General features: G+C 71.1%; 22 protein-coding genes and 1 pseudogene. 9 read left to right on the forward strand and 14 right to left on the reverse strand.

The genetic code is table 11. The features are described 5' to 3' along the window. Positions 1-38 precede the first annotated feature (38 nt). From ACGWYJ_RS13310 to ACGWYJ_RS13325, 4 genes are all read right to left on the reverse strand, one after another. Positions 39-269, reverse strand: a complete 231-nt coding sequence (locus ACGWYJ_RS13310; RefSeq protein ID WP_395106224.1) for a hypothetical protein — start codon at positions 267-269, stop codon at positions 39-41. Then, a complete protein-coding gene (locus tag ACGWYJ_RS13315; protein WP_395106225.1) occupies positions 259-447 on the reverse strand; it encodes a hypothetical protein in 189 nt (62 codons plus the stop codon). Before ACGWYJ_RS13315 ends, ACGWYJ_RS13310 begins: the two co-directional genes overlap by 11 nt. A 124-nt stretch (positions 448-571) precedes the next feature. Beyond that, complete coding sequence (locus tag ACGWYJ_RS13320) at positions 572-901, reverse strand: hypothetical protein (protein ID WP_395106226.1); 330 nt, start codon at positions 899-901, stop codon at positions 572-574. Next, positions 898-1,998: an AMP-binding protein gene (locus ACGWYJ_RS13325; RefSeq protein ID WP_395106227.1), complete on the reverse strand. Its 1,101-nt coding sequence runs from the start codon at positions 1,996-1,998 to the stop codon at positions 898-900. The genes ACGWYJ_RS13320 and ACGWYJ_RS13325 overlap by 4 nt, the downstream gene beginning before the upstream one ends. A gap of 57 nt (positions 1,999-2,055) precedes the next feature. Between ACGWYJ_RS13325 and ACGWYJ_RS13330 the strand changes: the two genes are divergently transcribed. Beyond that, entirely contained in the window at positions 2,056-2,943 is an 888-nt protein-coding gene (locus tag ACGWYJ_RS13330; protein ID WP_395106228.1) for an alpha/beta fold hydrolase, read from the forward strand. A 7-nt stretch (positions 2,944-2,950) separates the two neighbouring features. On the opposite strand, the gene ACGWYJ_RS13335 is transcribed toward ACGWYJ_RS13330, so the two are convergent. The 4 genes from ACGWYJ_RS13335 to ACGWYJ_RS13350 all read right to left on the reverse strand — a co-directional run bounded on the left by ACGWYJ_RS13335 (position 2,951) and on the right by ACGWYJ_RS13350 (position 6,903). Next, the gene (locus ACGWYJ_RS13335) at positions 2,951-3,925 is read right to left on the reverse strand and encodes an NADPH:quinone oxidoreductase family protein (RefSeq protein WP_395106229.1); all 975 of its coding nucleotides are present in this window, start codon (positions 3,923-3,925) and stop codon (positions 2,951-2,953) included. Between the two features lie 50 nt (positions 3,926-3,975). Next, the gene (locus ACGWYJ_RS13340; protein WP_395106230.1) at positions 3,976-5,208 is read right to left on the reverse strand and encodes an amidohydrolase family protein; all 1,233 of its coding nucleotides are present in this window, start codon (positions 5,206-5,208) and stop codon (positions 3,976-3,978) included. Between the two features lie 100 nt (positions 5,209-5,308). After that, the gene (locus ACGWYJ_RS13345) at positions 5,309-6,457 is read right to left on the reverse strand and encodes a thiolase family protein (RefSeq protein WP_395106231.1); all 1,149 of its coding nucleotides are present in this window, start codon (positions 6,455-6,457) and stop codon (positions 5,309-5,311) included. Further along, positions 6,454-6,903 (reverse strand): Zn-ribbon domain-containing OB-fold protein, encoded by a 450-nt coding sequence (locus tag ACGWYJ_RS13350; protein ID WP_395106232.1) that lies wholly within the window; start codon positions 6,901-6,903, stop codon positions 6,454-6,456. Before ACGWYJ_RS13350 ends, ACGWYJ_RS13345 begins: the two co-directional genes overlap by 4 nt. A 93-nt stretch (positions 6,904-6,996) precedes the next feature. On the opposite strand from ACGWYJ_RS13350, the gene ACGWYJ_RS13355 reads away from it, so the two are divergent. From ACGWYJ_RS13355 to ACGWYJ_RS13365, 3 genes are all read left to right on the forward strand, one after another. Next, positions 6,997-7,770: an SDR family NAD(P)-dependent oxidoreductase gene (locus tag ACGWYJ_RS13355; RefSeq protein WP_395106233.1), complete on the forward strand. Its 774-nt coding sequence runs from the start codon at positions 6,997-6,999 to the stop codon at positions 7,768-7,770. Positions 7,771-7,886: 116 nt separating this feature from the next. After that, the gene (locus ACGWYJ_RS13360; RefSeq protein ID WP_395106234.1) at positions 7,887-8,204 is read left to right on the forward strand and encodes a hypothetical protein; all 318 of its coding nucleotides are present in this window, start codon (positions 7,887-7,889) and stop codon (positions 8,202-8,204) included. Between the two features lie 5 nt (positions 8,205-8,209). Then, the gene (locus ACGWYJ_RS13365; RefSeq protein WP_395106235.1) at positions 8,210-9,013 is read left to right on the forward strand and encodes an enoyl-CoA hydratase-related protein; all 804 of its coding nucleotides are present in this window, start codon (positions 8,210-8,212) and stop codon (positions 9,011-9,013) included. Between the two features lie 4 nt (positions 9,014-9,017). Here the strand turns inward: ACGWYJ_RS13365 and ACGWYJ_RS13370 are convergent, their stop codons facing one another. The 4 genes from ACGWYJ_RS13370 to ACGWYJ_RS13385 form a co-directional block, all read right to left on the reverse strand. Then, positions 9,018-9,884 carry an enoyl-CoA hydratase-related protein gene (locus ACGWYJ_RS13370; protein WP_395106236.1) on the reverse strand — a complete coding sequence of 289 codons (867 nt, stop codon included), beginning with the start codon at positions 9,882-9,884 and terminating at the stop codon, positions 9,018-9,020. A gap of 86 nt (positions 9,885-9,970) precedes the next feature. Next, a complete protein-coding gene (locus ACGWYJ_RS13375; protein ID WP_395106237.1) occupies positions 9,971-11,047 on the reverse strand; it encodes an acyl-CoA dehydrogenase family protein in 1,077 nt (358 codons plus the stop codon). An 11-nt stretch (positions 11,048-11,058) separates the two neighbouring features. Next, a complete protein-coding gene (locus ACGWYJ_RS13380; RefSeq protein ID WP_395106238.1) occupies positions 11,059-12,249 on the reverse strand; it encodes an acyl-CoA dehydrogenase family protein in 1,191 nt (396 codons plus the stop codon). A 111-nt stretch (positions 12,250-12,360) separates the two neighbouring features. Beyond that, entirely contained in the window at positions 12,361-13,569 is a 1,209-nt protein-coding gene (locus ACGWYJ_RS13385) for an acyl-CoA dehydrogenase family protein (protein WP_395106293.1), read from the reverse strand. Positions 13,570-13,666: 97 nt separating this feature from the next. Between ACGWYJ_RS13385 and ACGWYJ_RS13390 the strand changes: the two genes are divergently transcribed. The 5 genes and pseudogenes from ACGWYJ_RS13390 to ACGWYJ_RS13410 form a co-directional block, all read left to right on the forward strand. Next, a complete protein-coding gene (locus ACGWYJ_RS13390; protein ID WP_395106239.1) occupies positions 13,667-14,803 on the forward strand; it encodes an acyl-CoA dehydrogenase family protein in 1,137 nt (378 codons plus the stop codon). 23 nt (positions 14,804-14,826) lie between these two features. Next, the gene (locus ACGWYJ_RS13395) at positions 14,827-15,675 is read left to right on the forward strand and encodes a mycofactocin-coupled SDR family oxidoreductase (RefSeq protein WP_395106240.1); all 849 of its coding nucleotides are present in this window, start codon (positions 14,827-14,829) and stop codon (positions 15,673-15,675) included. 28 nt (positions 15,676-15,703) lie between these two features. After that, positions 15,704-16,849: an acyl-CoA dehydrogenase family protein gene (locus tag ACGWYJ_RS13400; protein ID WP_395106241.1), complete on the forward strand. Its 1,146-nt coding sequence runs from the start codon at positions 15,704-15,706 to the stop codon at positions 16,847-16,849. Beyond that, a complete protein-coding gene (locus ACGWYJ_RS13405; protein WP_395106242.1) occupies positions 16,849-17,832 on the forward strand; it encodes an acyl-CoA dehydrogenase family protein in 984 nt (327 codons plus the stop codon). Before ACGWYJ_RS13400 ends, ACGWYJ_RS13405 begins: the two co-directional genes overlap by 1 nt. A 214-nt stretch (positions 17,833-18,046) precedes the next feature. Next, a pseudogene (locus ACGWYJ_RS13410) lies at positions 18,047-18,355 on the forward strand (AMP-binding protein); the annotation flags it as partial. 104 nt (positions 18,356-18,459) lie between these two features. Here the strand turns inward: ACGWYJ_RS13410 and ACGWYJ_RS13415 are convergent. Then, positions 18,460-20,019, reverse strand: a complete 1,560-nt coding sequence (locus tag ACGWYJ_RS13415) for a class I adenylate-forming enzyme family protein (protein ID WP_395106243.1) — start codon at positions 20,017-20,019, stop codon at positions 18,460-18,462. A 35-nt stretch (positions 20,020-20,054) separates the two neighbouring features. After that, positions 20,055-20,666: a cysteine hydrolase gene (locus tag ACGWYJ_RS13420; protein WP_395106244.1), complete on the reverse strand. Its 612-nt coding sequence runs from the start codon at positions 20,664-20,666 to the stop codon at positions 20,055-20,057. Positions 20,667-20,893 lie beyond the last annotated feature (227 nt).

A 20,893-nucleotide genomic window follows, 5' to 3' on the forward strand; every position in this document is an offset into this window, starting at 1 on the left:
GCGACGATCGGCGCGTTCGTCGGGTACAGGGGCCTCGATCAGTGCAGGAGGTCCGCCACGGTGGATACGAGATCATCGCCGAGCAGATAACCCTCCGCCTCGGCCAGATGGCGGCGCCACAGATCCACAGCGCGGCGCTCGTCGCGGGCATGGATGTACTCGACCACGCGCCGGTGAGTCCTGGTGGTGCTCCGCCGGGCCTGCTCAACGGCCTTGGAGGTGGCCGGCTGCAGCGACGTGTCGGCCGTCTCGACGATGTCATGCAGCAATCTCGTTGAGCAGCATCAGCGTCTGGTTGCCGGCCAGCCGGACCATGAGCATGTGGAAGTCACCATGCAGCCTGATCGACTCCTCCGGGTCGCCGGACACGGTCTGCTGCCGGTCGAGCGCCTCGGTCGGCGGCGACGAGTTCCGCGGCCTTCGGTACCCGCACGAGATGGTTCGCACCTCCTGACGACCCGCGCGTCACCGCATGCCCCCGGTCACCATGCGACGGCCACCCCAGTCACATTGAGTCCATTGACCTCTGTGCGAGGGAAGAACCGGCGAGAGGTCTTCGGATCGCGGGCCTTCAGAGCAGGCGGCGGAGAACCTTGCCGGCGGCGTTGCGGGGCAAGGCCTCGGCGAACCGCCACTGCGCCGGCACCTTGAAGCCGGCCAGCCGCTCCCGCGCGAACGCCCGCAACTCCCCGGTGTCCGGGGGCGCCGCCGGGTCGGCCGGCACGACGACCGCGAGCGGCACCTCGCCCAGGCGGCGGTCGGGCACCGCTGTGACGGCCACGTCCGCGACCGCGGGATGGCCCGCCATGACCCGCTCGATCTCCAGGGGATAGAGGTTCTCGCCGCCACGGATGATCATGTCACCCTTGCGACCGGCCAGGTAGAGGTAACCGTCGGTCATGCTGCCGAGATCGCCGAGCCGGTGCCAGCCGTCGGCCGCCGTCCGCATCGCGTGCCGCCCCGCATGGCCACCTCACCGATGCCATGCTCATCGGGGTCCTCGATCCGCAACTCGACGCCCGGCACCGGGCGGCCCACGGATCTCAGCAGCTCAGGACGACCGCCGGCCGCGACCAAGTGGTCCTCGTACGTCAGGGCCGTCACCGGGCTCGCCTCGGTCTGGCCGAAGATCTGGACGAGCGCGGTGTCCGGGACGGCCTTCAGCATCGCGACGAGGGTGTCCGGGTGGATCGGCGACGCCCCGTACATCAGGGTCCTCATTCCCGCGTCGAGTTCGCCCGTCCTCAGCAGCATCTCGATCATGGTCGGGACGATCATCACGTGGGTCGGCCGGATCTGCCTGACCCACCGCCACGCGTCCACGCTGAACCACGGGACGCTCGCCACCCCCGCGCCGGCACCCAGGGCGACCAGCACCATCCCGGCTCCGGCGACGTGGTGAAAGGGTGCCGCACCGGTGAACAGGTCCCCGCGGCCGAAGTCGACGGTCGCGCTGTAGGCGGCTATCCGGTGCGCCAGCGGCACCATCGGCTGCGGAACCGGACGGGCCCGCCCCGTCGTGCCCGAGGTGTGCAGCACCATCGCGACCTCGCCCGCCAGCCCCCGCCAGTCACGCTCGGCCGCCGCCGGATCCTCCGCAACGACGACCGGCAGCCCTCCGGCCGCCGCGGCGACCTCGCGAGCGAGGCCGACGACATGCGGCTCGGTGAGCACCGCGGACGCGTCGAGCGCTGCGGCGACCGGGCCGAGTTCGGTCAGCGGGGCCCGCGGGTTGAGCGGCGCCAGCGGCCGGTCACCGAGCACGCCGGCGACAAGATAGGCCATCGAGCGCGGCGATGACTCCAGCAGGGCGACCACCGGCCGGCCCCGCGCGACGCCGGTCGCCTCCAGGTGGGCCGCCGCGCCCCCGGCCCGGGCCAGCAGCTCGGCACCGGTCCACTCGGCCGACGGCCCGATCCCGGAGCGACAACTGCTGCCGGTGAGATTGGAGAGCAGCAGCTCGTCATAGCGCGGCTGCGCGCCGCTTGCGCTCTTCACGGCCGTCTAGGCCCGCCCCGGACGCGAGCAGGTGACCAGTGTGCGCATCGTCGTCATTTGCGGTCAGCTCCGAAACTTCCTTCCACATTCACGAAGAGCGCAGTCTCGTTCACCGGATGCGCCGGGCCACTGGCCGGAGACCGGTGGACTCCGGCCGGGCCGCCGCGCGGCACCGTGCTGCTGCTGCACGGCGGCGGGCAGACGCGGCACTCGTGGCGCGCGGCCGGGGCCACGCTCGCCAGGGCCGGCTGGACCGCGATCGCCATCGACTTCCGCGGTCACGGCGACAGCGCCTGGGCGTCCGATGGCCGGTACGGGCTGGACGCGATGGCCGAGGACGTGTCCGAGGTGTTGCGCACCCTTCCCGAGCCACCCGTCGTCATCGGCGCCTCGCTCGGCGGCATGACCGGTCTTGTACTGGCCGGCGAGCAGCCGGATGCCCTGCGGGCCCTTGTCCTGGTGGATGCGGTGCCGCGGATCGACAGGGGCGGCGCCAAGCGGATCAACGAGTTCATGCGCAGCGCTCCGGACGGTTCTGAATCACTCGCGGACGTCGCCGAGGCGGTGCGGGCCTACCAGCCGCACCGGGTCCGCCCGGTCAACCTGGCCGGTCTGAAGAAGAACGTCCGGCTCGCCGGCAACGGCCGCTGGTACTGGCACTGGGACCCGGCGATGCTGCGGCCACGAGCCGAAGACGAGATGAGCCGCCTGATCGCCCGGGCGCAGGCCGCCGCCGTCGCGGTGCGGATCCCGACACTGCTGGTACGGGGCGCGCTGTCCGATGTCGTCACCTCCGAAGGTGCCGCCGACCTGCTCACGCTGATCCCGCATGCGCGGTACACCGACGTCGCCGGCACCGGTCACATGGTCGCCGGTGATGACGACTCGGTCTTCCTCGACCGGGTCATGGAGTTCCTTGACGGCGAGGTTTCCTCGCACGCCTGAACCGAAGTCAGCGAACCTCGATGACGACCTTGCCGTGGGCGCGACGGTCGGCGACATGACGCAATGCCGCAGCGCCGTCCGCCAGCGGGAACGTGGCGCCGATGTGCGGCCGGACGCGGCCCGCGGCGAACAGGTCGAGAAGTTCCCCGTGGTCCCGGCTCTCCAGGTCGGGCCGGTGGACGCCGAACGTGCGCAGTTCCAGGCCCTTGATGGTGACGCCCTTGAGCAGTACCAGGTTGAGAGGGATCTTCGGGATGGTCCCTGAGGCGAAGCCGATGGTGACGAACGTGCCGCCCCACCGGGTGGCGCGCAACGCCTGCTCCGCGGCGGCACCGCCCACCGGATCGATGACCACGTGCGCGCCACCGCCGGTCAGCTCGCGGACGCGCTCCTTCAGGCCCTCCCTCGCGTAGTCGATGACGGCGTCCGCGCCGCGCCGGATGCAAAGCGCCAGCTTGTCCCGGTCCGACGCGACCGCGACCACCCGCGCGCCCAGCTCGCGGCTCACGTCGACGGCGGCGAGCCCGACGCCGCCCGCCGCGCCGAGGACGACCACCCAGTCATCAGGGCGGACCCCGGCCACCGAGCGGAGCGCGTGATAGGCCGTCCGGTACGTCACTCCGAACGCGGCGGCCTCGGCGAAGCCGGCGGTATCCGGCATCGTGGCCACCTGGCCGGCGTCGAGCACCGCCCGCTCCGCGAACGCCCCTGTTGAGCAGACGCCGAAGATCCGGTCACCCGGCTTGAGATGTGACACGCCCTCGCCGGTTGCGAGGACCTCGCCGGACAACTCGCTCCCCGGCACGAACGGCAGCGGAGAAGGCACCTGGTACTTGTCGGCGACCACGAGGACATCGGGAAAGTTGACGGCGGCGGCGCGGACGCCGACGAGAACCTCGCCCGGACCGGCCTCCGGCTCGGGCAGCTCCGTGACCTCCAGGTCTTCCGGCTCGCCGTAACGGCGGCAGACGAGGGCGCGCATCGCCGCTGGTGCCTCCAGTCCTCTGTCGCCTCGAGTCGTTCCCGGTCAGGTCATGACGGTACCGGCGCCATGTCACCCGCGGGGTTGCGTACCGGCAGGCCAAGCAGCCGGCGGGCGTTGTCCCCCATGAAGTCGCGGGCCCGCTTTTCGTCCATGCCCTCGGCGTACTTGTAGTAGTCCTTGGGCTCGGGCAGCCCCTCCGGGTGCGGGTAGTCGGAGCCGAACAGGACCTTGTCCCAGCCCATCCAATCGACGACCTCGGCGACCGAGCCCTCCCAGAACGGGCTGACCCAGCAGTTGCGCCGAAGCACCGCGACCGGATCCTCCTCGAAGGCCTGCGGCATCTTCGCGTGGACGCCCTCGAGGTCCTCGATCAGGGTGCGGATCCAGGAAGCGCCGTTCTCCACGCTGGCGATGCGCAGCCTCGGGAACCGGGTGAGCGTCCCGTGGCAGATCAGCGCCGCGATCATGTCCGAGATCTCGCGGTGGCCCAGCACCAGCCAGCGGAACGCGCTCATATTCATGAAGTTGTTGGTCCTCGGCGGTTCCCAGCGGTTGACGTAATCGTCGAGCGGCGGCTGGCTCGCGTGCAGGATGACCGGGATGTTCGCGGCCTGCACATCCCGCCAGAACGGGTCGAACTCCGGCAGTGCCGGTGACCTCCAGCCGTGCAGCCCCTTCACCGGCGCCGGCTTGATCAGGACCGCCTTGGCACCGTGGGACAGCACGTAGTCGAGCTCCCGCTGCGCCTCCTCGACCAAGGCCAGGGTGATGACCGGTGTCATGAACAGCCGGTTCTCATAGGTGTAGCCCCACGTGTCGAGCATCCACCGGTTCAGCGCGTGGATGATGGCGACGACCAGTTCGGGCTCCTCGGCCGCGGAGTGCTCGACGAGGTTGGCCAGGGTCGGGTACACGAGGGACTCGGCGACCCCCTGGGCATCGAGCGACTCGAGGCGGGGCCCCGGCTCCCGGAAGGCCGGAATGGACTCCATCGGCTCACCGGTGAGTTCGCGGAGCGTCTTCCCCTCGGTGTTGGTGCCGGCGTAGAACTTCTCGTGCGCGCCGGGGGCGGCCACCCGGTCGAAGGTCGGGTTGGGGATGAACTCCGTGATCTTGCCGAGAATCGCGATCCGCGTGTGCCGGCCCACCTGCACGAACTGGACGTCCCGACGGTACTTGTCCGGCAGGTGCCGGGTGAGCGCGTCGGGCGTCTCGTACATGTGCTGGTCGGCGTCGAAAATCGGTGCGTTCTCGATCGGTGCCGGTTGTGGCGTCGTCATCGGCGTGTCCTTCCAGAGTGATGTAGACGGCGCGAGTGGCACCGCCCCCAAGTAGGCGGCGAGCCGGGAAACGGCCAGGAGTCGCGGGACCGGGCCGCGCTTACCGCGACAGGATCGTTACGGCGGCGGAGCCGGGGGCCCCGTACAGCTGCGCGTAACCGACCCGCGCGCCCGGTACCTGGCGGTCACCGACCCGGCCGCGGAGCTGGTTGACCAGCTCGTAGACCTGGCGCAGGCCGGACGCGCCGACCGGCTCGCCGTTGGCGAGGAGCCCGCCGTCGGTGTTCACCGGGATCCGGCCGTCGATCTCCGTGGCCCCTTCGGCGAGGAGCTTCTCCTGCTCGCCGTGGGCGCACAGACCGTTCTCCGCCATGTGGATCACCTCGGATCCGGCGTCGGTGTCCTGCAGCTGGGCGACATCGACGTCCTCGGGGCCGATGCCGGCCTGCTCGTAGGCCTCCCGCGAGGCCTCGACCGTGGGACCGGGCACCACGTCCAGACCGAAGGAGGGGGCGAGCACCTCGAAGGCGCCCTCGCGGCGGCTGCGCAGGGTGCTCGCCCGGAGGTAGACCGGGGTGTCGGTGTAGCGGTGCGCCTGTTCCGCCCGCACCAGCACGGCGGCGGCGGCCCCCTCGTTCGGCCCGCAGTACATGTACTGGGTGAGCGGGTGGTTCAGGACCTGTGACTCCAGGATCTCCTGCTCGGTGAGCGGCTTGGTACGCCAGGCGTGGCTGGCCCTCGCCCCGTTGCGGAACGCCTTGGCCGCGACCTTCGCCAGGGTCGCCGCCGTGATGCCGTGGTCGTGCATGTACCGGTTGATCTTCATGCCGAAGAAGTGCGTGGTCAGGAACAGCCCGGCCTGCCCGTACCAGGACGGCAGCCCGGAGACCGACGGATCGTCGGAGAACGCGCCACGCGGGTGCTTGTCGAGCCCGATCGCGACGGTGATGTCCGCGTCGCCCAGCTTGATGGCGTTGGCTGCCATCGCGAGCGACGTGGCGCCGGTCGCGCAGCCGGTGAACACCGCCCGGCCCGGCACGCCGGTCTGGCCGAGCAGCGCGACGATGCCCTCCGGGTTCTTGACCTCCATGCTCCCCGCGTAGAGCGCCTGGATGTCCGCCCACTTCACGCCGGCGTCCAGGAGGGCCTCGTAGACGGCGTCCTCACCCATCTCCATGGCGGACTTGCCCGGGTACCGGCCGAACGGATGCAGGCCGACCCCGACGATGGCGACATCTGGATTGCTCATTTCGATCCCTCTCCGGCGACGGGCGCGAACGCATAGACCATGGTCTGGTTGCCCTCGGTGTCCACACCGAAGGGCTCGATGACGAGCTCCATCTCCTGTCCGATCCGCAGCTTGGCCGGGTCCGGCTCGGTCAGCCGGGCCTCGACGTGGAGTGCGCCGGGGAGCTCGACGTATCCGACCGTGAACGGGCGGAAGGTCTGAGCGTCATCCGCCCCGGCGTACGGTGGGGCCGGCGGGCGGAAGTGCTGACTGGTGAACGTCCAGAGCAGCCCGCGGCGGGGGAGCTCGACCCGCTCCAGATCTTCCCTCACGCCGTCGACGACCGCCTGGGCGCGGCAGGGGAAGAAGATCTTGCCGTTGGAGGCCCTGCCGCCGATGAGCGCCGGTGGCCGGGACGGTTCCGGCGGCCACGTGAAGAGGCCTTCCGCCAAGGGAACCTGCTGCATGTCGGAGATCCTTCGTGCCGATGTCGCCGCGATGGAAGCGGCCCGTCCATTCTGATATTAATGAATTTATTCAACTATATAAAGGGGAAGTGGATGACCAGCGTAGCCATCGACATGTCCGGCAGGGTGGCCCTGGTCACCGGCGGCGGTTACGGGATGGGCCGCGCGTCCGCGCGGCGGTTCGCGGCCTGCGGGGCCCGCGTCGCGGTCGCGGACGTCGACGAGGCGCGCGGCGAGGAGACCCGTGACCTGATCGCCGAGGCCGGCGGGGAGGCGATCTTCATCAGGGCCGACATCTCCCGGGCCGACGATGTCCAGGACATGATCGGGCAGGTGGTCGCCGCCTACCGGCGCCTGGACTACGCGCACAACAACGCCGGCATCATCGAAGACCAATCCCCGATCCACGAGCTGCCCGACGACCAGTGGCACCGGACCATCGCGAACAACCTGACCAGCGTGTTCCTCTGCCTCAAGCACGAGATCCCGGTGATGCTTGCCCAGGGCGGCGGGGCCATCGTCAACGTCGCGTCCGAGACCACGTACAAGGGGAACGTCGGGGACGCCGCCTACACGGCCAGCAAGCACGGCGTGTGGGGCCTGACCACGGTGGCGGGCCTGCGCTACGCCAAGCGCAACATCCGTGTCAACGCGATCGCCCCGGGCAACGTGCGCACCGGCATCACCGAGCGGGCGCAGGCCGTCCTGCCGCCAGAGGTGTCGGAGCGGATGGAGCAGATCCAGCCCATCGGCCGGCTGCTCGAGCCCGAAGAGATCGCCGAACTCGTCGTCTGGCTCTGCTCGGACCAGGCCATCGCCGTCAACGCGACCAGGTTCGCCGCCGACACCGGCTGGCACGTGGCCTGAACCACAGGGAGAACCTGGATGAGCGAGGCGGTCACCGTCGAGCGGGACGCTCGACTGGACGCGCGCGAGGGAGCCCTGGCGTCCGCCGGGAAGCGCACACCACGGTGGAAGGGGAAGTGACCGACGTGACCGATACCGCCGCCGAGTGGTGGCAGGTACCGCAGCTGCTGCGCGGCCAGACGTTCGAGGAGATGGCGGTCGGTGACCGGTTCCGCACCTCCGCCCGGACGATCACAGAGACCGATCTGATCGGCTTCGTGACGCCCGCCGGCGACACGATCACGGTGATCGTTGAGGTGACGGCGTCCCGGCCGGCGAGTTCCGGTCCGTGTGGCGTGGTGATCACCAGGAACACGGTCGTCACGCGCGGCGGCGGCACCGTGCTCCGGTACGGGCCCGCCCGGCTGATCCGCGGCCGCGCGGTGGAGGGGTGAGCACCATGGAACGTCTCGAGTTCTTGCGCGTCGAGGTGGCGGGCCTGGTCGCGACGGTGACGCTGAGGCGGCCTCCGGTCAACGCGTTGAGCGCGCCGATGATGCGCGAGATCGCCGCCACGTTCCGGGCGCTCGGCCGAAGTACCGACGCGGCGGTGGCCGTCCTCACCGCGGATGGGGACCGGACGTTCTGCGCCGGCGCCGACATCCGTGAGTCCGACCGCCGGTACAACCGGCGGGCACTGCTGCCCGAGGAGAGCGTCGCCGATCTCGTCGACCCCGGTGAGGTGGTCCGCGACTGCCTCTTCTCGATCTCCGGCGGCGTGCTGCCGGTGATCGCGGCGGTCAACGGGGCGGCGCTCGGCGCGGGCCTGGCCCTCGTCGCGTCCTGCGACGTGGTGATCGCGGCGGAGAACGCCGTGTTCGGGCTGCCGGAGATCGACGTGGGCGTGCTCGGCGGCGGCCGTCACCTGCAGCGGCTCGTCGGGCCGTTCAAGGCGCGCGAGCTGATGTTCAGCGGGCGCCGGATCCCCGCCGCCGAGCTGTACCGGCAGGGCTCGGTCGCCACGGTGGTGCCCCATGCCGAACTGGCCGGCGCCGCCCGGTCGCTGGCCCTGTCGATGGCGGGCAAGAGCCCGCTCGCGCTGCGGCTGACCAAACAGGCGATGAACCGGGTGGAGCACCTGCCCCTTGAGGAGGGGTACCGGCTCGAACAGGACTACACCGCGCGGATCAGCCGCTTCGACGACGCGAAGGAGGCGCGCAGCGCCTGGCTCGAGAAACGCGAGCCAGGCTGGAAGTGGCGATAGCCGCTCACGGGTTCGTGGGGTCGACGTCGAGGGCCGCCATCCGGGCGCCGGTGACCTCGGCGGGGTCGAGGTCACCGGAAAGCGGCGGGAACCGCGGCGCGCGTTTGTGCAGGAAACTGTCCATTCCCTCGCGGAAGTCCGATCCGGTCGCCAGCGCGGCCATCGCCCGGTAGGCATGGCGCATCGCCTGCTCGAAGGTGGCGTCGAGGTCGGTCAGCACCTGATGCTTGATCATCGCCATCGACGTCGGCGAGCAGTTGGCCGCCAGGTCACGCGCGTAGGCGGTCGCGGCGGCGACCACCTCCTCCCGCTCGGTGACCCGGCTGACCAGGCCGAGCGTCAGGGCCTCGTCGGCATCGAAGGCGCGGCCGGACAGCAGCAGGTCCATCGCGCGCTCGACACCGATCATCCTCGGCAGCAGCCAGGTCATCCCGTACTCCCCCGCAAGCCCGCGGCGGGAGAACGAGGTGGCGAACTTCGCGCCGCGCGCCGCGAACCGGACGTCGCACATCAGCGCCTGGACCAGGCCGAGGCCGGCGCAGGCCCCGTTGATCGCCGCGATCAGCGGCTTGCGGAACGCGTGGGTGACGACGGGGGACGTGCGGCCGGAGAGGTCCATGGGCGCGCCGGCGATGCCGTCGAGGCGCCGGCTGTCCACCCCCGGGCAGAACGAGCGGCCCGCGCCCGTCAGCACGACGGCCCGGACCCGGTCATCCCGGTCGGCCTCGGCAAGCAACTGGTAGAAGCGGCGCTCGAGGACCGGGTTCCAGGCGTTGTTCCGCTGCGGCCGGTTCAGCGTGAGCGTGGCCACGCCGTCCACGCCGACGTCGAGCAGCACGGTGCTCGCCTCGTCCTCGACCATGTCCGCCATCAAGCCCACCTCGTCCTGGTCCGGTACAGCTTCGGAAAATGAGAACAATAATGAAACCGAATTGCGGTCGAAGCGATCTTGGCCGGTCAGCCGAGCGCGGTGGCGCCGCCGGAGGAGATCATGGGCCAGAGGGCGTCGGCGCCGCCCTCGGCCACGAGCGCGCCGACCTCGTCCGCCGACCGGGCACCCGTGCCGTACTCGCGGGTCCAGGCCCACATCCGGCGGGTGAGGTGATGCAGCGGGTATTCCTGAGTCACGCCCATCGCGCCGTGCGCCTGGTGGGCCGCGGCGGTGGCGATCATCGCGGCGTCGTGCGCCACGGTCTTGGCCGCCGCCACCTGAAAGGCCGCCGCCGGACCGGCCAGCGAAGGGTCGGCGGCCGCTGTGCCGCCGAGCAGGTCGGCGGCCATCTCGAGCATCGCGGACTGCTGGGCGAGGTGCACCACGTGCTGCTGCACGCCGGGGAACCTGGCGATGGGACGGCCGAACTGGTGGCGCTCGGAGGTATAGCGCACGGTGAGGTCGAGGATGGCGCGGACGGCCCCGGCCATCAGTACGACCCGGGTGAGCGCTCCGCGGCGGCGCAGCGCCGCGGCGGTGACGCCCGGCCCGGCCGGCGCACTGGCCAGCGGAGAAGTACCGGCGAAGCAGACGGTGTCGCGCGGCTCGCCTGCCACGTTCACGTGGGATTCGATCCGCAGATCGGCTGCGTCGAAGACCGCGACGACGCCCGTGGCGCCGTCCTCGTCGCCGATGAGCACCACGACCTGCGCGGCGGCCCGGCCCCAGGGGACGAGCCGGGCGGTCCCGTGCACCGTCCCGTCGCTCCAGGCCAGGCCGGTGCCGGACGCCACGGTCGCCGGAACGCGATCGACCGGCAGGCCGGACGCGGCAAGCAGCCAGCCGCCCAGGACGCCGGTCTCGGCGAGCGGCAGCGGCAGCCCGTGGCGGCCGGCGATCCGCAGCACCGCCAGCGCGTCGGCGAGGTCGCCGCCCTCGCCGCCCGCCTCCGCCGGCACCGAGATCCACGGCAGCCCGGCCTCCGCCACGGCCGCCCATGCGCCGGGGGCGAACCCGGTGTGCTCGGCGCCCCGCAACGCCTCGGCCGTGCACGCCGCGGCCATGATCCCGTCGGCGGTGTCGATCAGAAGCGGGTCGGTCATCGGCATTCCCTTCAGTTCCGGCCGGCCGGGCCCGGCATGGCAGCCGCCATGACGCCCTTCGCGGCGACCGAGCGCAGGATCTCGGTCGTGCCGCCCCTGATCGTGAAGATCGGGCGGGTGAGTACCGCCTCGCAGAGGATCTGCTCGAAGACCGACGGCGAATCGCACACCGGCTCGGTGTCGATCACATCGAGCAGGGCCGTGATCGCGTCCTGCTCGAAACGCGTCGCCATCTCCTTCAGCAGCGCGGCCTGGCGGACCGCCGGCTCGTCCCGGTCGACCGCGCGGGCGATCGACAGCGCGAGGTTTCGCAGCACCCAGAACGTGGTGGCGCAGTGGCCGAGAAACCGGCGTGCGTGCGGCCCGTCCGCCGCCGGTCCCGCCTCGCGGACGAACGCCTCCACCACCGGGTAGACGGTCAGGAAGCGGTCGGGACCGCCGCGCTCGAACGCCAGCTCGGCCGTCGTCTGGGACCAGCCCTCCCCGAGATCACCGAGGACGGCTTCGTCACCCACGGTGACATCGGTGAGCACGACCTCGTTGAAGTCGGCGCTGCCGTCCAGCAGCGGGATCGGCCGCACCCGCACGCCGGGGGTCGCGAGATCGACGATGAACTGGGTGAGCCCGCGGTGCCTGTCCTCCTCATCGGAGGTGCGGGCGAGCAGGACCATGAATTCGTTGCGGTGCGCGCCGGTGGTCCACACCTTGGTCCCATTGATGACCCAGCTATCCCCTTGGCGGACCGCGCGGGTGCGGACGGCGGCCAGGTCGCTACCGGCCTCGGGCTCGCTCATGCCGACGGAGAAACCGAGCTCGCCGCTGCAGATCTTGGGCAGGAACCGTTCCTTCTGCGCCTGGGTGCCGAACCGATCGATGACCGCGGCCGTCTGCCGGTCGGCCAGCCAGTGGTGGCCGATCGGCGCGCCGTGGCGGAGCAGTTCCTCGGTGACGACGAAGCGGTCGACCGCGGACCGGTCGGCACCGCCGTACCGCTTCGGCACGGCCATGCCGAGCCAGCCCCTGGCACCGAGCTTCTTGGAGAACTCGCGGTCGGCCACGCCGTTCATCCCCAGCCCGGGGCGGCGGGAGGCGGCCCCGAGCTCGGCTGCCAGGAAGGCCCTGACCTCGGCCTGCAGCGCCAGTTCCGCCGCCGTGAGCTCGGTCGGCGCGAAGCGCACGCCGCCGCCTCGATGGTCACTCATCTCTGCTCCTGCCTGCACTGGTCCCCGGTTTCACGTTGCAGACCCCCTACCGGTCGATCATCAGGGCATGGGCGGCCGCCCGCGATCAGCCGGCCGCCTCCATTCGCCTGGTCAGCGCGGCAGGCCGAGGACCCGCTCGGCGATGATGTTGCGCTGTACTTCCGAAGTGCCCGCGTAGATGGTGCCGGCCCGGGCGTTCAGTGAAACCTGCCACCAGACGTTGGCCGATGCCGGATCGGAGCCCGGGTCATCGGCGCGTTGCGCCCGGCTGGGGCCCTTACCGGCCGGGATCAACCCCGCGAGCCCCTCGATGTCCAAGGCGAGCCGGGTCAGGCCGCGGTGGTACTCGCTCCAGTACAGCTTGGAGACCGACGCGGCGGCGCTCACCTCTTTGCCCTCAAGCGCGTCGGTCAGGATGCGGTACCCGATGAACCGCATCACTTCGACACGGGCGAAGGCGGCGGCGATCCGCTGCCTGAACACCGGGTTCTTGATCGCGCCGGTTCGCCGGGCGAGCTCCGTCAGCCGCTCGAACTCGGCGCGGAACAGGATCGGGTTGGTCGCGGCCTCCTCGCCCCGCTCGAACGTGAGCAGCGTCTTCGCCACCGTCCAGCCGCCGTTGACCGGTCCGACGACCTCGTCCGCACCGGTCTTCGCACCGGTGAAGAAGATCTCGCAGAACTCGTCGCTGCCGGTCATGTGCCTGATCGGCCGGATGTCGACGCCCGGCTGGTCGAGCGGAACGAGCAGGAAGCTGAGCCCGCGATGTTTGGCGGCGTCCGGGTCGGTGCGCGCGAGCACGAACACGTGCGTGCAGTGTAGCGCGCCCGAGGTCCAGATCTTCTGGCCGTCGATGACCCATTGGCCGTCCTCAAGCCGGGCACGGGTGCGCACGGAGGCGAGGTCGGAACCGGCATCGGGCTCGGAGAAACCCTGGCAGAATATCATCTCGCCGGAGAGCAGGCCGGGCAGGTAGCGTGCCTTCTGCTCCTCGGTGCCGTAGCGCAGCAGCGTGTTGCCGAGCATCTTCAGGCCCGTCGACTCCATCGGCTGACGACCGAACGGCAGCCCCGCCCTGGTCAGTTCCTCGACGAGCACGACCTGGTGCAGCTTGGACAACCCGCGTCCGCCGTACTCGACCGGCCAGGTGACGCCGAGCAGTCCGCGCCTGTGCAGGACGGTGCGCCAGTGACGGACGAACTCCTCGGTCTCCTCCGCGGTCGGAATGGCCCCCAGCCCCTTCCAGTCCGACGGAAGCTCCTCCACCAGGATTTCACGTACCTCGGCTCGGAACTCCTCGACCTCGGCGGGGTAGGACATGTCCACGGGGCCTCCACCCTCTTTCATTACAGTTTAATTAGTTATATAATAGCATTACTTCGGCCCGTCGAGGTGATGGCCGAGCCATGGAGGGTGCATGAGATTCCGGTTCGACGCCGACCACGACGACCTCCGGGAGGCCGTCAGGCGGCCGCTCGCCGACTCCCCTCCCGGAGCATGCGACGCGCGAGCGGCCGTCAGGCTGGCTCGCGAGATCGGCGTGTACGGCCTGTGCGTACCGGAGCGCTTCGGCGGCGGCGGTTTCGGGATGCTCGAACTCGGCGTGGTCTTCCAGGAAGCGGGCCGTGCGGCCTTCGACGCGCCGCTGCTCTCCCCCGTGCTCGCGGCGGACCTGCTGCTACCGGCGGCCTCCTTCGACTCCGGCTCCGACGTCGCCGCCGACCTGCTGGCACGGATCGCCGCCGGTGAGCTCGTCGCGGCCCCCGCGATCGCGGAGGGGCCGCTGGGCTGGGACTGCACGCCGGCGACCACCGCCACACCGTCGTCCGCACCTTCCGCGTCAACGCGGCGCTGGAGGCTGTCGGGAGTCAAGGACTGGGTGCAGGACGGCATGCGGGCCAACCGGTTCATCGTGTCCGCACGAACAGCGGACGGGCCCGCGCTGTTCGCCGTGGCGGCCAACGAGCCCGGGCTCACCGTGGAACCAGTCGAGTCGATCGACATCAGCCGCCGATTCGCACGGCTGCGGCTTGACGGGGCGTCCGCCGCGCTTCTGCCTGTCAAGGACGCGACCGCCGCCGTGCGGCGCACGCGCGATCGGGGTCTGGCCCTCCTGAGCGCCGACAACGTCGGCGTGACCGGGCGTTGCCTGGAGATGGCGACCTCCTGGGCGAAGGAGCGCTCGCAGTTCGGCCAGGTGATCGGGTCCTTCCAGGCGATCAAGCACAAGCTGGCCGACGTCCGCCTGGAGCTGGAGGCGGCGGAGTCCGCATGCCTGTACGCACTGTGGGCCGCGCAGGAGGCACCGTCGGAATTGCCCGCCGTGGCCAGGATCGCAGCCCACACCTGCGGGGAGGCGGCGCTGCTCGCCGCCGAAGAGAACATCCAGGTGCACGGCGGCATCGGTGCGACCTGGGAACACCCGGCGCATGTCTACCTGCGCCGGGCGACGGCCGGGCGACGGCTGCTCGCCGACCCGCAGGCGCTTCTCGAGGACCTGGCGCGGATCGTCGAGGAGACCGTGTTCGTGTCGACGGCGGTGCTCGCGCGATGAACGGCTTTCCGGAGAGGTGCAGTATGCCGGACGGGCAGGGGCCGCTGGCCGGGAAGGTGGCGTTCGTCACCGGCATCGCGCGCGGCCAGGGACGGTCGCATGCGATCCGGCTGGCGCAGGAGGGTGCCGACATCATCGGGCTCGACCGATGCGAGCCGATGGACACCATGGGCTACCCGCTGGGCAGCGAGGCCCAGCTGGCCGAGACCATCGCGAAGGTGGAGAAGCTCGACCGGCGGATCGTAGCCGCCAAGGTGGACGTGCGCGACCGGGCGGGGATGGCGGCGCTGCTCGCCGAGGGTGTGGAGCGGCTCGGGCGGCTGGACATCGTCGTCGCCAGCGCCGGCGTCTCACCGCCGGCGGTGCCGATGTGGCACATGCCGCCCGCGGCCTTCGACGACGTGATCACGACCAACCTCACCGGGGTGTTCAACACGCTCGCCCTCTCCGTCCCGGACATCAGGGCGGGCGAGCTGGGCGGGTCGATCGTGGTGATCAGCTCCGGCGCGGCGCTGAACGGCGTGCCCAACCTGAGCAGTTACGTGGCCGCCAAGAACGGCGTGATCGGCCTGGCCAGGTCCCTCGCCAACGAGGTGGCGCGGTTCCAGATCCGGGTCAACGTGATCGCTCCCGGTACCGTGAACACGCCGATGGTGACGGAGAACGTCCAGCAGTTCCGGCTGTTCCGGCCCGACCTGCCGGCGCCGACCGTCGACGACGTGGCGGAGGGCTTCCGCACCAGCATGCCGATGGGGCTCGCGTGGATCGAGCCCGACCAGATCTCCGACGCCGTCCTCTTCCTGGCCGGGGACCAGTCCCGGTACATCACCGGCACGGTGCTGCCGGTCGACCAGGGGACGACGAACCATTGACGGCGACCAGCGACGGAGGTGCGCGTCCGTGACGACGGACTACGCCGCAGACTTGACCGCGTACCGGGCCGCCGTGCGCGAGTTCGTCACCTCGCCGGTCCTCGACAAGTGGCGCGGCGCGGCCACCGACGACGTGGCGGACGACATGCGCTCATCGGCGGGGCTCATGCGCTGCCTGTACGACGCCGGGTTCGGCCGGTACGGGATGCCGCCCGAAGTCGGCGGGCTCGGCGGTGACGTCAGGCACTGGGCGGTGCTCTTCGACGAACTGGCGCGGGCCGGACTCACGCCGACCGGGCAGCACAGCCTGCTGACCACGCTGGCGTACCCGGTGGCACGGTTCGCGCCGCGCCTCGCCGCCGCCTACCTGCCCGAGTTCCTCTCGGGCGACGCCTGGTGGGGGCAGGGCTTCTCCGAGCCCGAGGCGGGCAGCGACCTCGCAGCGCTGCGCTGCCGGGCGACGCGCGACGGCGACGACTACGTCATCTCCGGGTCCAAGATCTGGACCAGTCACGGCGCCACCGCCTCGCGCATCGTCCTGCTCGCGCGTACCGGCACGCAGGAGAGCCGGCATCGCGGCCTGTCGATGATCCTGGTCGACGTCGACGACCCGGGCGTCACCGTGCGGCCGATCGCGCTGGCCAGCGGACGCGAGGAGCTCGCCGAGTGCTTCTTCGACGACGTGCGGGTTCCCGCGTCCCGGCTCATCGGGGCGGAGGGGGAGGGCTGGGCCGTCGCCATGTACCTGCTCCAGTACGAGCGGGCGGTGTACGCCTGGCTCCGGGCCTCCGCGCTGCTGCAGCGGGTGCGCGTGCTGACGGAGGCCATGGCCGACGGCGGGTCCGGCACCGGTGCGGCCGACGGGATACTCGGCGGGGTCTACCTCGACCTGGTGTCGCTGCGGGCCCGGTCCGTGGACACCGTCCGGCGGCTGGCCGCCGGACAGACCGTCGGCCCTGAGGCATCCACGGACAAGCTGCTGCTCGGGGCGTGCGAGCAGAGCGTGTACGACGCGGCGCGGTCGCTGCTCGGTCCAGCCTTCATGTTCGGCGAGGCGGGGAGGCAGTGGCGCGAGGAGTGGTGGTACAGCCGCACGACCACGGTGTACGGCGGCTCCGCCGAAGTCCAGCGCGGCATCATCGCCGACCGTGTGCTCAAGCTGCCCAAGGAGTGATGGTGGACGCCGCAGAGATCGAACTGCTCACCGGCTCGCTCCGCGAGCTGTTCGCCGAAGCCGCCGCCGACGTCTCCATCGATGTCCCGGCTCGGCTGCGTGAACTCGGCTGGGACGGCGTCAGCGCCGAGAATCCCGCGCGCGCCACGACCCTCCTGTTCGTCGAGAAGGGGCGTGCGCTGTCGACCGCCGCCCTGCTCGACGAGACCCTGCTCCCCCTGCTCGCCACCGACCTGCCCGGCGGGATCGGCCCCGGGTCAGCAGTGTGCTACCCCGCTCCCGGCACCGGCTCCGGCCTGTCATCGACGCCGCAGGCCACCACTGGCATTCTGGTCCGTCGCCCCGCTGCCGGAGAGCGCCTCGTCATTCCGGTCGCCGACACCGATGGAGTCCATCTCGCGGTCGGGTATGCCGACGACTTCACGGTGACCCCGCTGCCGTCCCTGGACCCCTCGGCCGGTTGGTACGCGGTCTCCGGGCCGACGCCGGCCGAGCGCTGCGCCGGGGACGCGTGGGCCACCGCGCTGGCCACCGCTCACCGGGCGCTCGCGGCGGAGCTCATCGGCATCGCCGAGCGCGCCCTCGAGCTGGCCGTCGAGCACACCGGTTCGCGCAGGCAGTTCGGCGCGCCGATCGCCGCGTTCCAGGCCGTGCGACATCGCCTGGCCGACGGGTACGTCACGATCGCCGCGGCCCGCGCGCTGCTCGACGCGTCGTTCGCCGACACCGCGGATCCCGGGGTCGCGGCGCTCGCCGCCAAGGCCCGGGCCGGCCGCGCGCACGACCTCGTCAGCGCGAACGCGGTTCAGGTGTGCGGCGCGATGGGTGCCACGTTAGAGCACGCGCTGCACCGGTACGTGAACCGGGGCGCGATTCTCGACGCGCTGCTCGGCAGCGGCGCGGAGCTCACCGCCGAGCTGGGCGGGATGGCACGGCGGAGGGTGGCCGCGGGCGAGGGGATCCCGCTCCTGGTCGAGGTCTGAGCACCGCGTGCCGCAACCGGGCATCGAAAGATTCCGTACACCGAAACTCCGAGGTGGGGCTGACATCATGAACCGGCCGATCGGTGCGGCGTTGTCGATGGGCGACACGCTCGCCCGGAACGCGATGTGGTTCGGCGACGTACCCGCCTACGTCTGCGATGGACGCGTTCCTTCGCTATAGGCGCTCTCGATCGTCTCGGATTCCGGCCCGCGGGTGCTCATCGCCGACGCCGGGTACCTGCCGCTCATCGCCGAGCACCGTGCTCGGCTGCCCACGGTCGAGCTGGTCATCGGGATCGGCGCGCCGAGCGCGGGTGATGTCGTCGGGTACGAGGTCTTCCTCGCCGCCGCCCCGTCCGGCGAGCCCCCGTACCTCGCGTCCCCGGACGACGTGGCCCTGCTCGTTCACACCAGCGGCACGACCGGGCGCCCCAAGGGCTGCGTCCTCGGCCAGCACGAGGCCCCGCACGCCGCCCAGACGATGAACGTCGAGATGCGCACCGGCGGCGACGACCGGATCCTGCTGGTGATGCCCCTGTTCCATATCGGCGCGATGTTCATGGGCCTGGGCGCGCTTTCCGCGGCGGCACCGCCGTGCCGCAACGATCGCGGCGACGCGGGACTGCCTCACCGACCGCTGAACCTGTCCCGCAGGGCCAGCTTGTCGATCTTGCCGAGGCCGGTGCGGGGCAGTTCGTCGACGATCTCGACCTGCTCGGGGAGCTTGCGCGACATGAGCCCGTTGTCCCGCAGGAACGCGGTGATCTCGGCGAGCGACGGCTCGGGCGCGCCGCCGCGGACGGTCAGCACCGCGCAGACGCGCTCCCCGCGCTCGGGGTCGGGCAGGCCGACGACCGCGACCTCGGCGACCGCGGGATGCCGGATCAGCAGGGTCTCCAGCTCGAGTGGGGCGATCTTCTCACCCTTGCGGATGATGAGCTCCTTGATCCGGCCGGTCACCTCCACGTGACCGTCCGGGCGCAGGTGCCCCCGGTCGCCGGTGCGGAACCAGCCGTCCCTGGTGAACGCGTCCTCGTCGAGGGACGGGTCCGTGTACCCGTGGAAGACCGCGGCGCCGCGGACCTGGATCTCACCGTCCTCGCCATCGGCGACGGGCACCTCGCCCTCGGCGATCCGCACCTCGTTGCCGGGGATCGGCCGGCCATCGGTCTCGGCCAGTTGCTCGGGGGTGTCGAGCGGCGAGGACACGCAGATCATCGGAACCTCGGTCATCCCGTAGTCGTGCGAGACGATGACGTCCATCTCCTCGCGCACCGCCCAGAACACCGCCGGCGGGCACGGGGCGCCGCCGCCCTTCAGCACCCGCAGCGTGGGCAGCAGCCGGGTCCCCGGGCCAAGAGCGCGCTGCTGTGCGAGCAGTGCGGTGTAGAACACGGTGGTACCACCGCCCATGGTGACCTTGTTCCGCCGGAACACCTCAAGCGCGGACGCGTCGAAAGCCTCGGTCAGCACGACGGGGAAGCCGCTCATCAACTGGGTCAGCACGTAGATGATCCCGCCGACGTGGGCGACCGGGAACGCCATCGAGCCGACGTCTTCCGGCAGCTCGCCGACCCGGCCCTGCAGCGTCCAGCCGTGCGCGGCGGACAGCAGCGTCGCGTCGGTGTGCCGGGCGCCCTTGGGCAGCCCGCTCGACCCCGAGGTGAAATAGATCCACTCGGTCCGCGCGGCCGGCGGCGGCAGCGGGTCGGCGGAGTCGGCTTGGGGCGCGTCCTCGCCCACCACGATCGTCTTGGGCGCGGATGGCAGGGATGCCGCCATCGCCACGTAGTCGGTCCCCCGCCACGTCCCGGGTACCAGGAGGAACTCGGCCCCCGCGGTGGCGATCGCCGCCCCGGTCTCCCGCTCGCCGTAGATCGGGATGATCGGTGCCTGGACGGCGCCGATCCGCGCCAGCGCCGCCATCACCAGGACCGTGCTGATCCTGGTCGGCAGCTGCCAGGCGACCCGGGTGCCGGGGCCGATGCCGCGCGCCGCGAGCGCCACCGCGGCCCGCTCGGCACGGTCGCGGAACTCGGCGAAGGTGACCCGCCTGTCATGCTCGTCGAGCAGCATGACTCGGTCGCCGCTCGCCGCCGCCCGCTTGGTGACCAGCTCCCAGAAGCTCCCGGCCCGCAGCAGGGTGCCCGCGAACGGGTCCTCGGTCGTCTCCGGCGTCCGCTCCATCGCAGGGCCTCGCTCTCTCAACGTCGTCGCCGGTGTCATGACCAGGCGGCGGTCAGTTCGTCCGCCGTCGTGATGATGGCCAGGAACCGCAGGGTGTGGCGCAGCATGCTCTCGGCGTGATCGGCCGGCGTCCCCGCCACCGTGTCGCGGGCGATCACGACGTCGAACCCCTCGTCCGCGAGCTCGACCGTGGCGGCCGGGATGGCCACGTTCAGCGAGACTCCGGCCAGGACCACGGTGCGGATGCCGAGGTTCCTGAGCACCGCGAACAGTTCCGTGTTGTGCGTGGGGGACATGCCGGAGTGCCGCGGCAGTACCAGGTCCGCGGGATCGACTCCGATCTCGTCGACCGGCAGGGTGTTCGGGTCCCCCGGGCCCCAGGCCGAGGTGACGGGCCCGGTCACGTGCTGCAGCGGTGTGTTGGTGTTCATCGCCCGGCCCCCGAAGACGGGCACGTAGGTCAGGTGGATCACCCGCACTCCGGCCTTCCGCGCGGCCTGGGCGACCCGCCCGATCACCGGCAGGACGGGGGCGGCCGCCTCCGCGATGGCGGGCAGCGCGCCGCCCTCGCCGGCTACGCCCTTCTGGCATTCGACGATGATGAGCGCGGTGCCGGACGGCTCAAGGGGCACTTCTGGTCGCGGCATCGCGATCCCTTCTCATGCGGGCACGTCAGGTGCGGGTCCAGCAGGCCGCACCCGCACCGGCCCGTCGGACATGCGGCACGCCCCACCCGGCTTCCATAAGCTAAATTATTTACCTAATATATCGTGACGTCCGAACAGGCCACAAGACACCGGGCAAGCTTCGGACACCGCCCTTAAATAGATAGATTAGTGTTCTGTTTAGCGATGGACTCACGCCCGGAGGCGGA

Source organism: Actinomadura sp. SCN-SB (assembly GCF_043906805.1).
Lineage (GTDB): Bacteria > Actinomycetota > Actinomycetes > Streptosporangiales > Streptosporangiaceae > Spirillospora.

What these genes read in the sequence shown, in the direction of transcription:
- ACGWYJ_RS13340 (WP_395106230.1), bottom strand. Translation starts at nt 5,208, where the DNA reads ATGACGACGCCACAACCGGCACCGATCGAGAACGCACCGATTTTCGAC.
- ACGWYJ_RS13375 (WP_395106237.1), bottom strand. Translation starts at nt 11,047, where the DNA reads ATGACCGACCCGCTTCTGATCGACACCGCCGACGGGATCATGGCCGCG.
- ACGWYJ_RS13370 (WP_395106236.1), bottom strand. Translation starts at nt 9,884, where the DNA reads ATGGCGGACATGGTCGAGGACGAGGCGAGCACCGTGCTGCTCGACGTC.
- ACGWYJ_RS13345 (WP_395106231.1), bottom strand. Translation starts at nt 6,457, where the DNA reads ATGAGCAATCCAGATGTCGCCATCGTCGGGGTCGGCCTGCATCCGTTC.
- ACGWYJ_RS13420 (WP_395106244.1), bottom strand. Translation starts at nt 20,666, where the DNA reads ATGCCGCGACCAGAAGTGCCCCTTGAGCCGTCCGGCACCGCGCTCATC.
- ACGWYJ_RS13405 (WP_395106242.1), top strand. Translation starts at nt 16,849, where the DNA reads ATGGTGGACGCCGCAGAGATCGAACTGCTCACCGGCTCGCTCCGCGAG.
- ACGWYJ_RS13385 (WP_395106293.1), bottom strand. Translation starts at nt 13,569, where the DNA reads ATGTCCTACCCCGCCGAGGTCGAGGAGTTCCGAGCCGAGGTACGTGAA.
- ACGWYJ_RS13335 (WP_395106229.1), bottom strand. Translation starts at nt 3,925, where the DNA reads ATGCGCGCCCTCGTCTGCCGCCGTTACGGCGAGCCGGAAGACCTGGAG.
- ACGWYJ_RS13390 (WP_395106239.1), top strand. Translation starts at nt 13,667, where the DNA reads ATGAGATTCCGGTTCGACGCCGACCACGACGACCTCCGGGAGGCCGTC.
- ACGWYJ_RS13350 (WP_395106232.1), bottom strand. Translation starts at nt 6,903, where the DNA reads ATGCAGCAGGTTCCCTTGGCGGAAGGCCTCTTCACGTGGCCGCCGGAA.
- ACGWYJ_RS13320 (WP_395106226.1), bottom strand. Translation starts at nt 901, where the DNA reads ATGACCGACGGTTACCTCTACCTGGCCGGTCGCAAGGGTGACATGATC.
- ACGWYJ_RS13380 (WP_395106238.1), bottom strand. Translation starts at nt 12,249, where the DNA reads ATGAGTGACCATCGAGGCGGCGGCGTGCGCTTCGCGCCGACCGAGCTC.
- ACGWYJ_RS13395 (WP_395106240.1), top strand. Translation starts at nt 14,827, where the DNA reads ATGCCGGACGGGCAGGGGCCGCTGGCCGGGAAGGTGGCGTTCGTCACC.
- ACGWYJ_RS13415 (WP_395106243.1), bottom strand. Translation starts at nt 20,019, where the DNA reads ATGGAGCGGACGCCGGAGACGACCGAGGACCCGTTCGCGGGCACCCTG.
- ACGWYJ_RS13355 (WP_395106233.1), top strand. Translation starts at nt 6,997, where the DNA reads ATGACCAGCGTAGCCATCGACATGTCCGGCAGGGTGGCCCTGGTCACC.
- ACGWYJ_RS13365 (WP_395106235.1), top strand. Translation starts at nt 8,210, where the DNA reads ATGGAACGTCTCGAGTTCTTGCGCGTCGAGGTGGCGGGCCTGGTCGCG.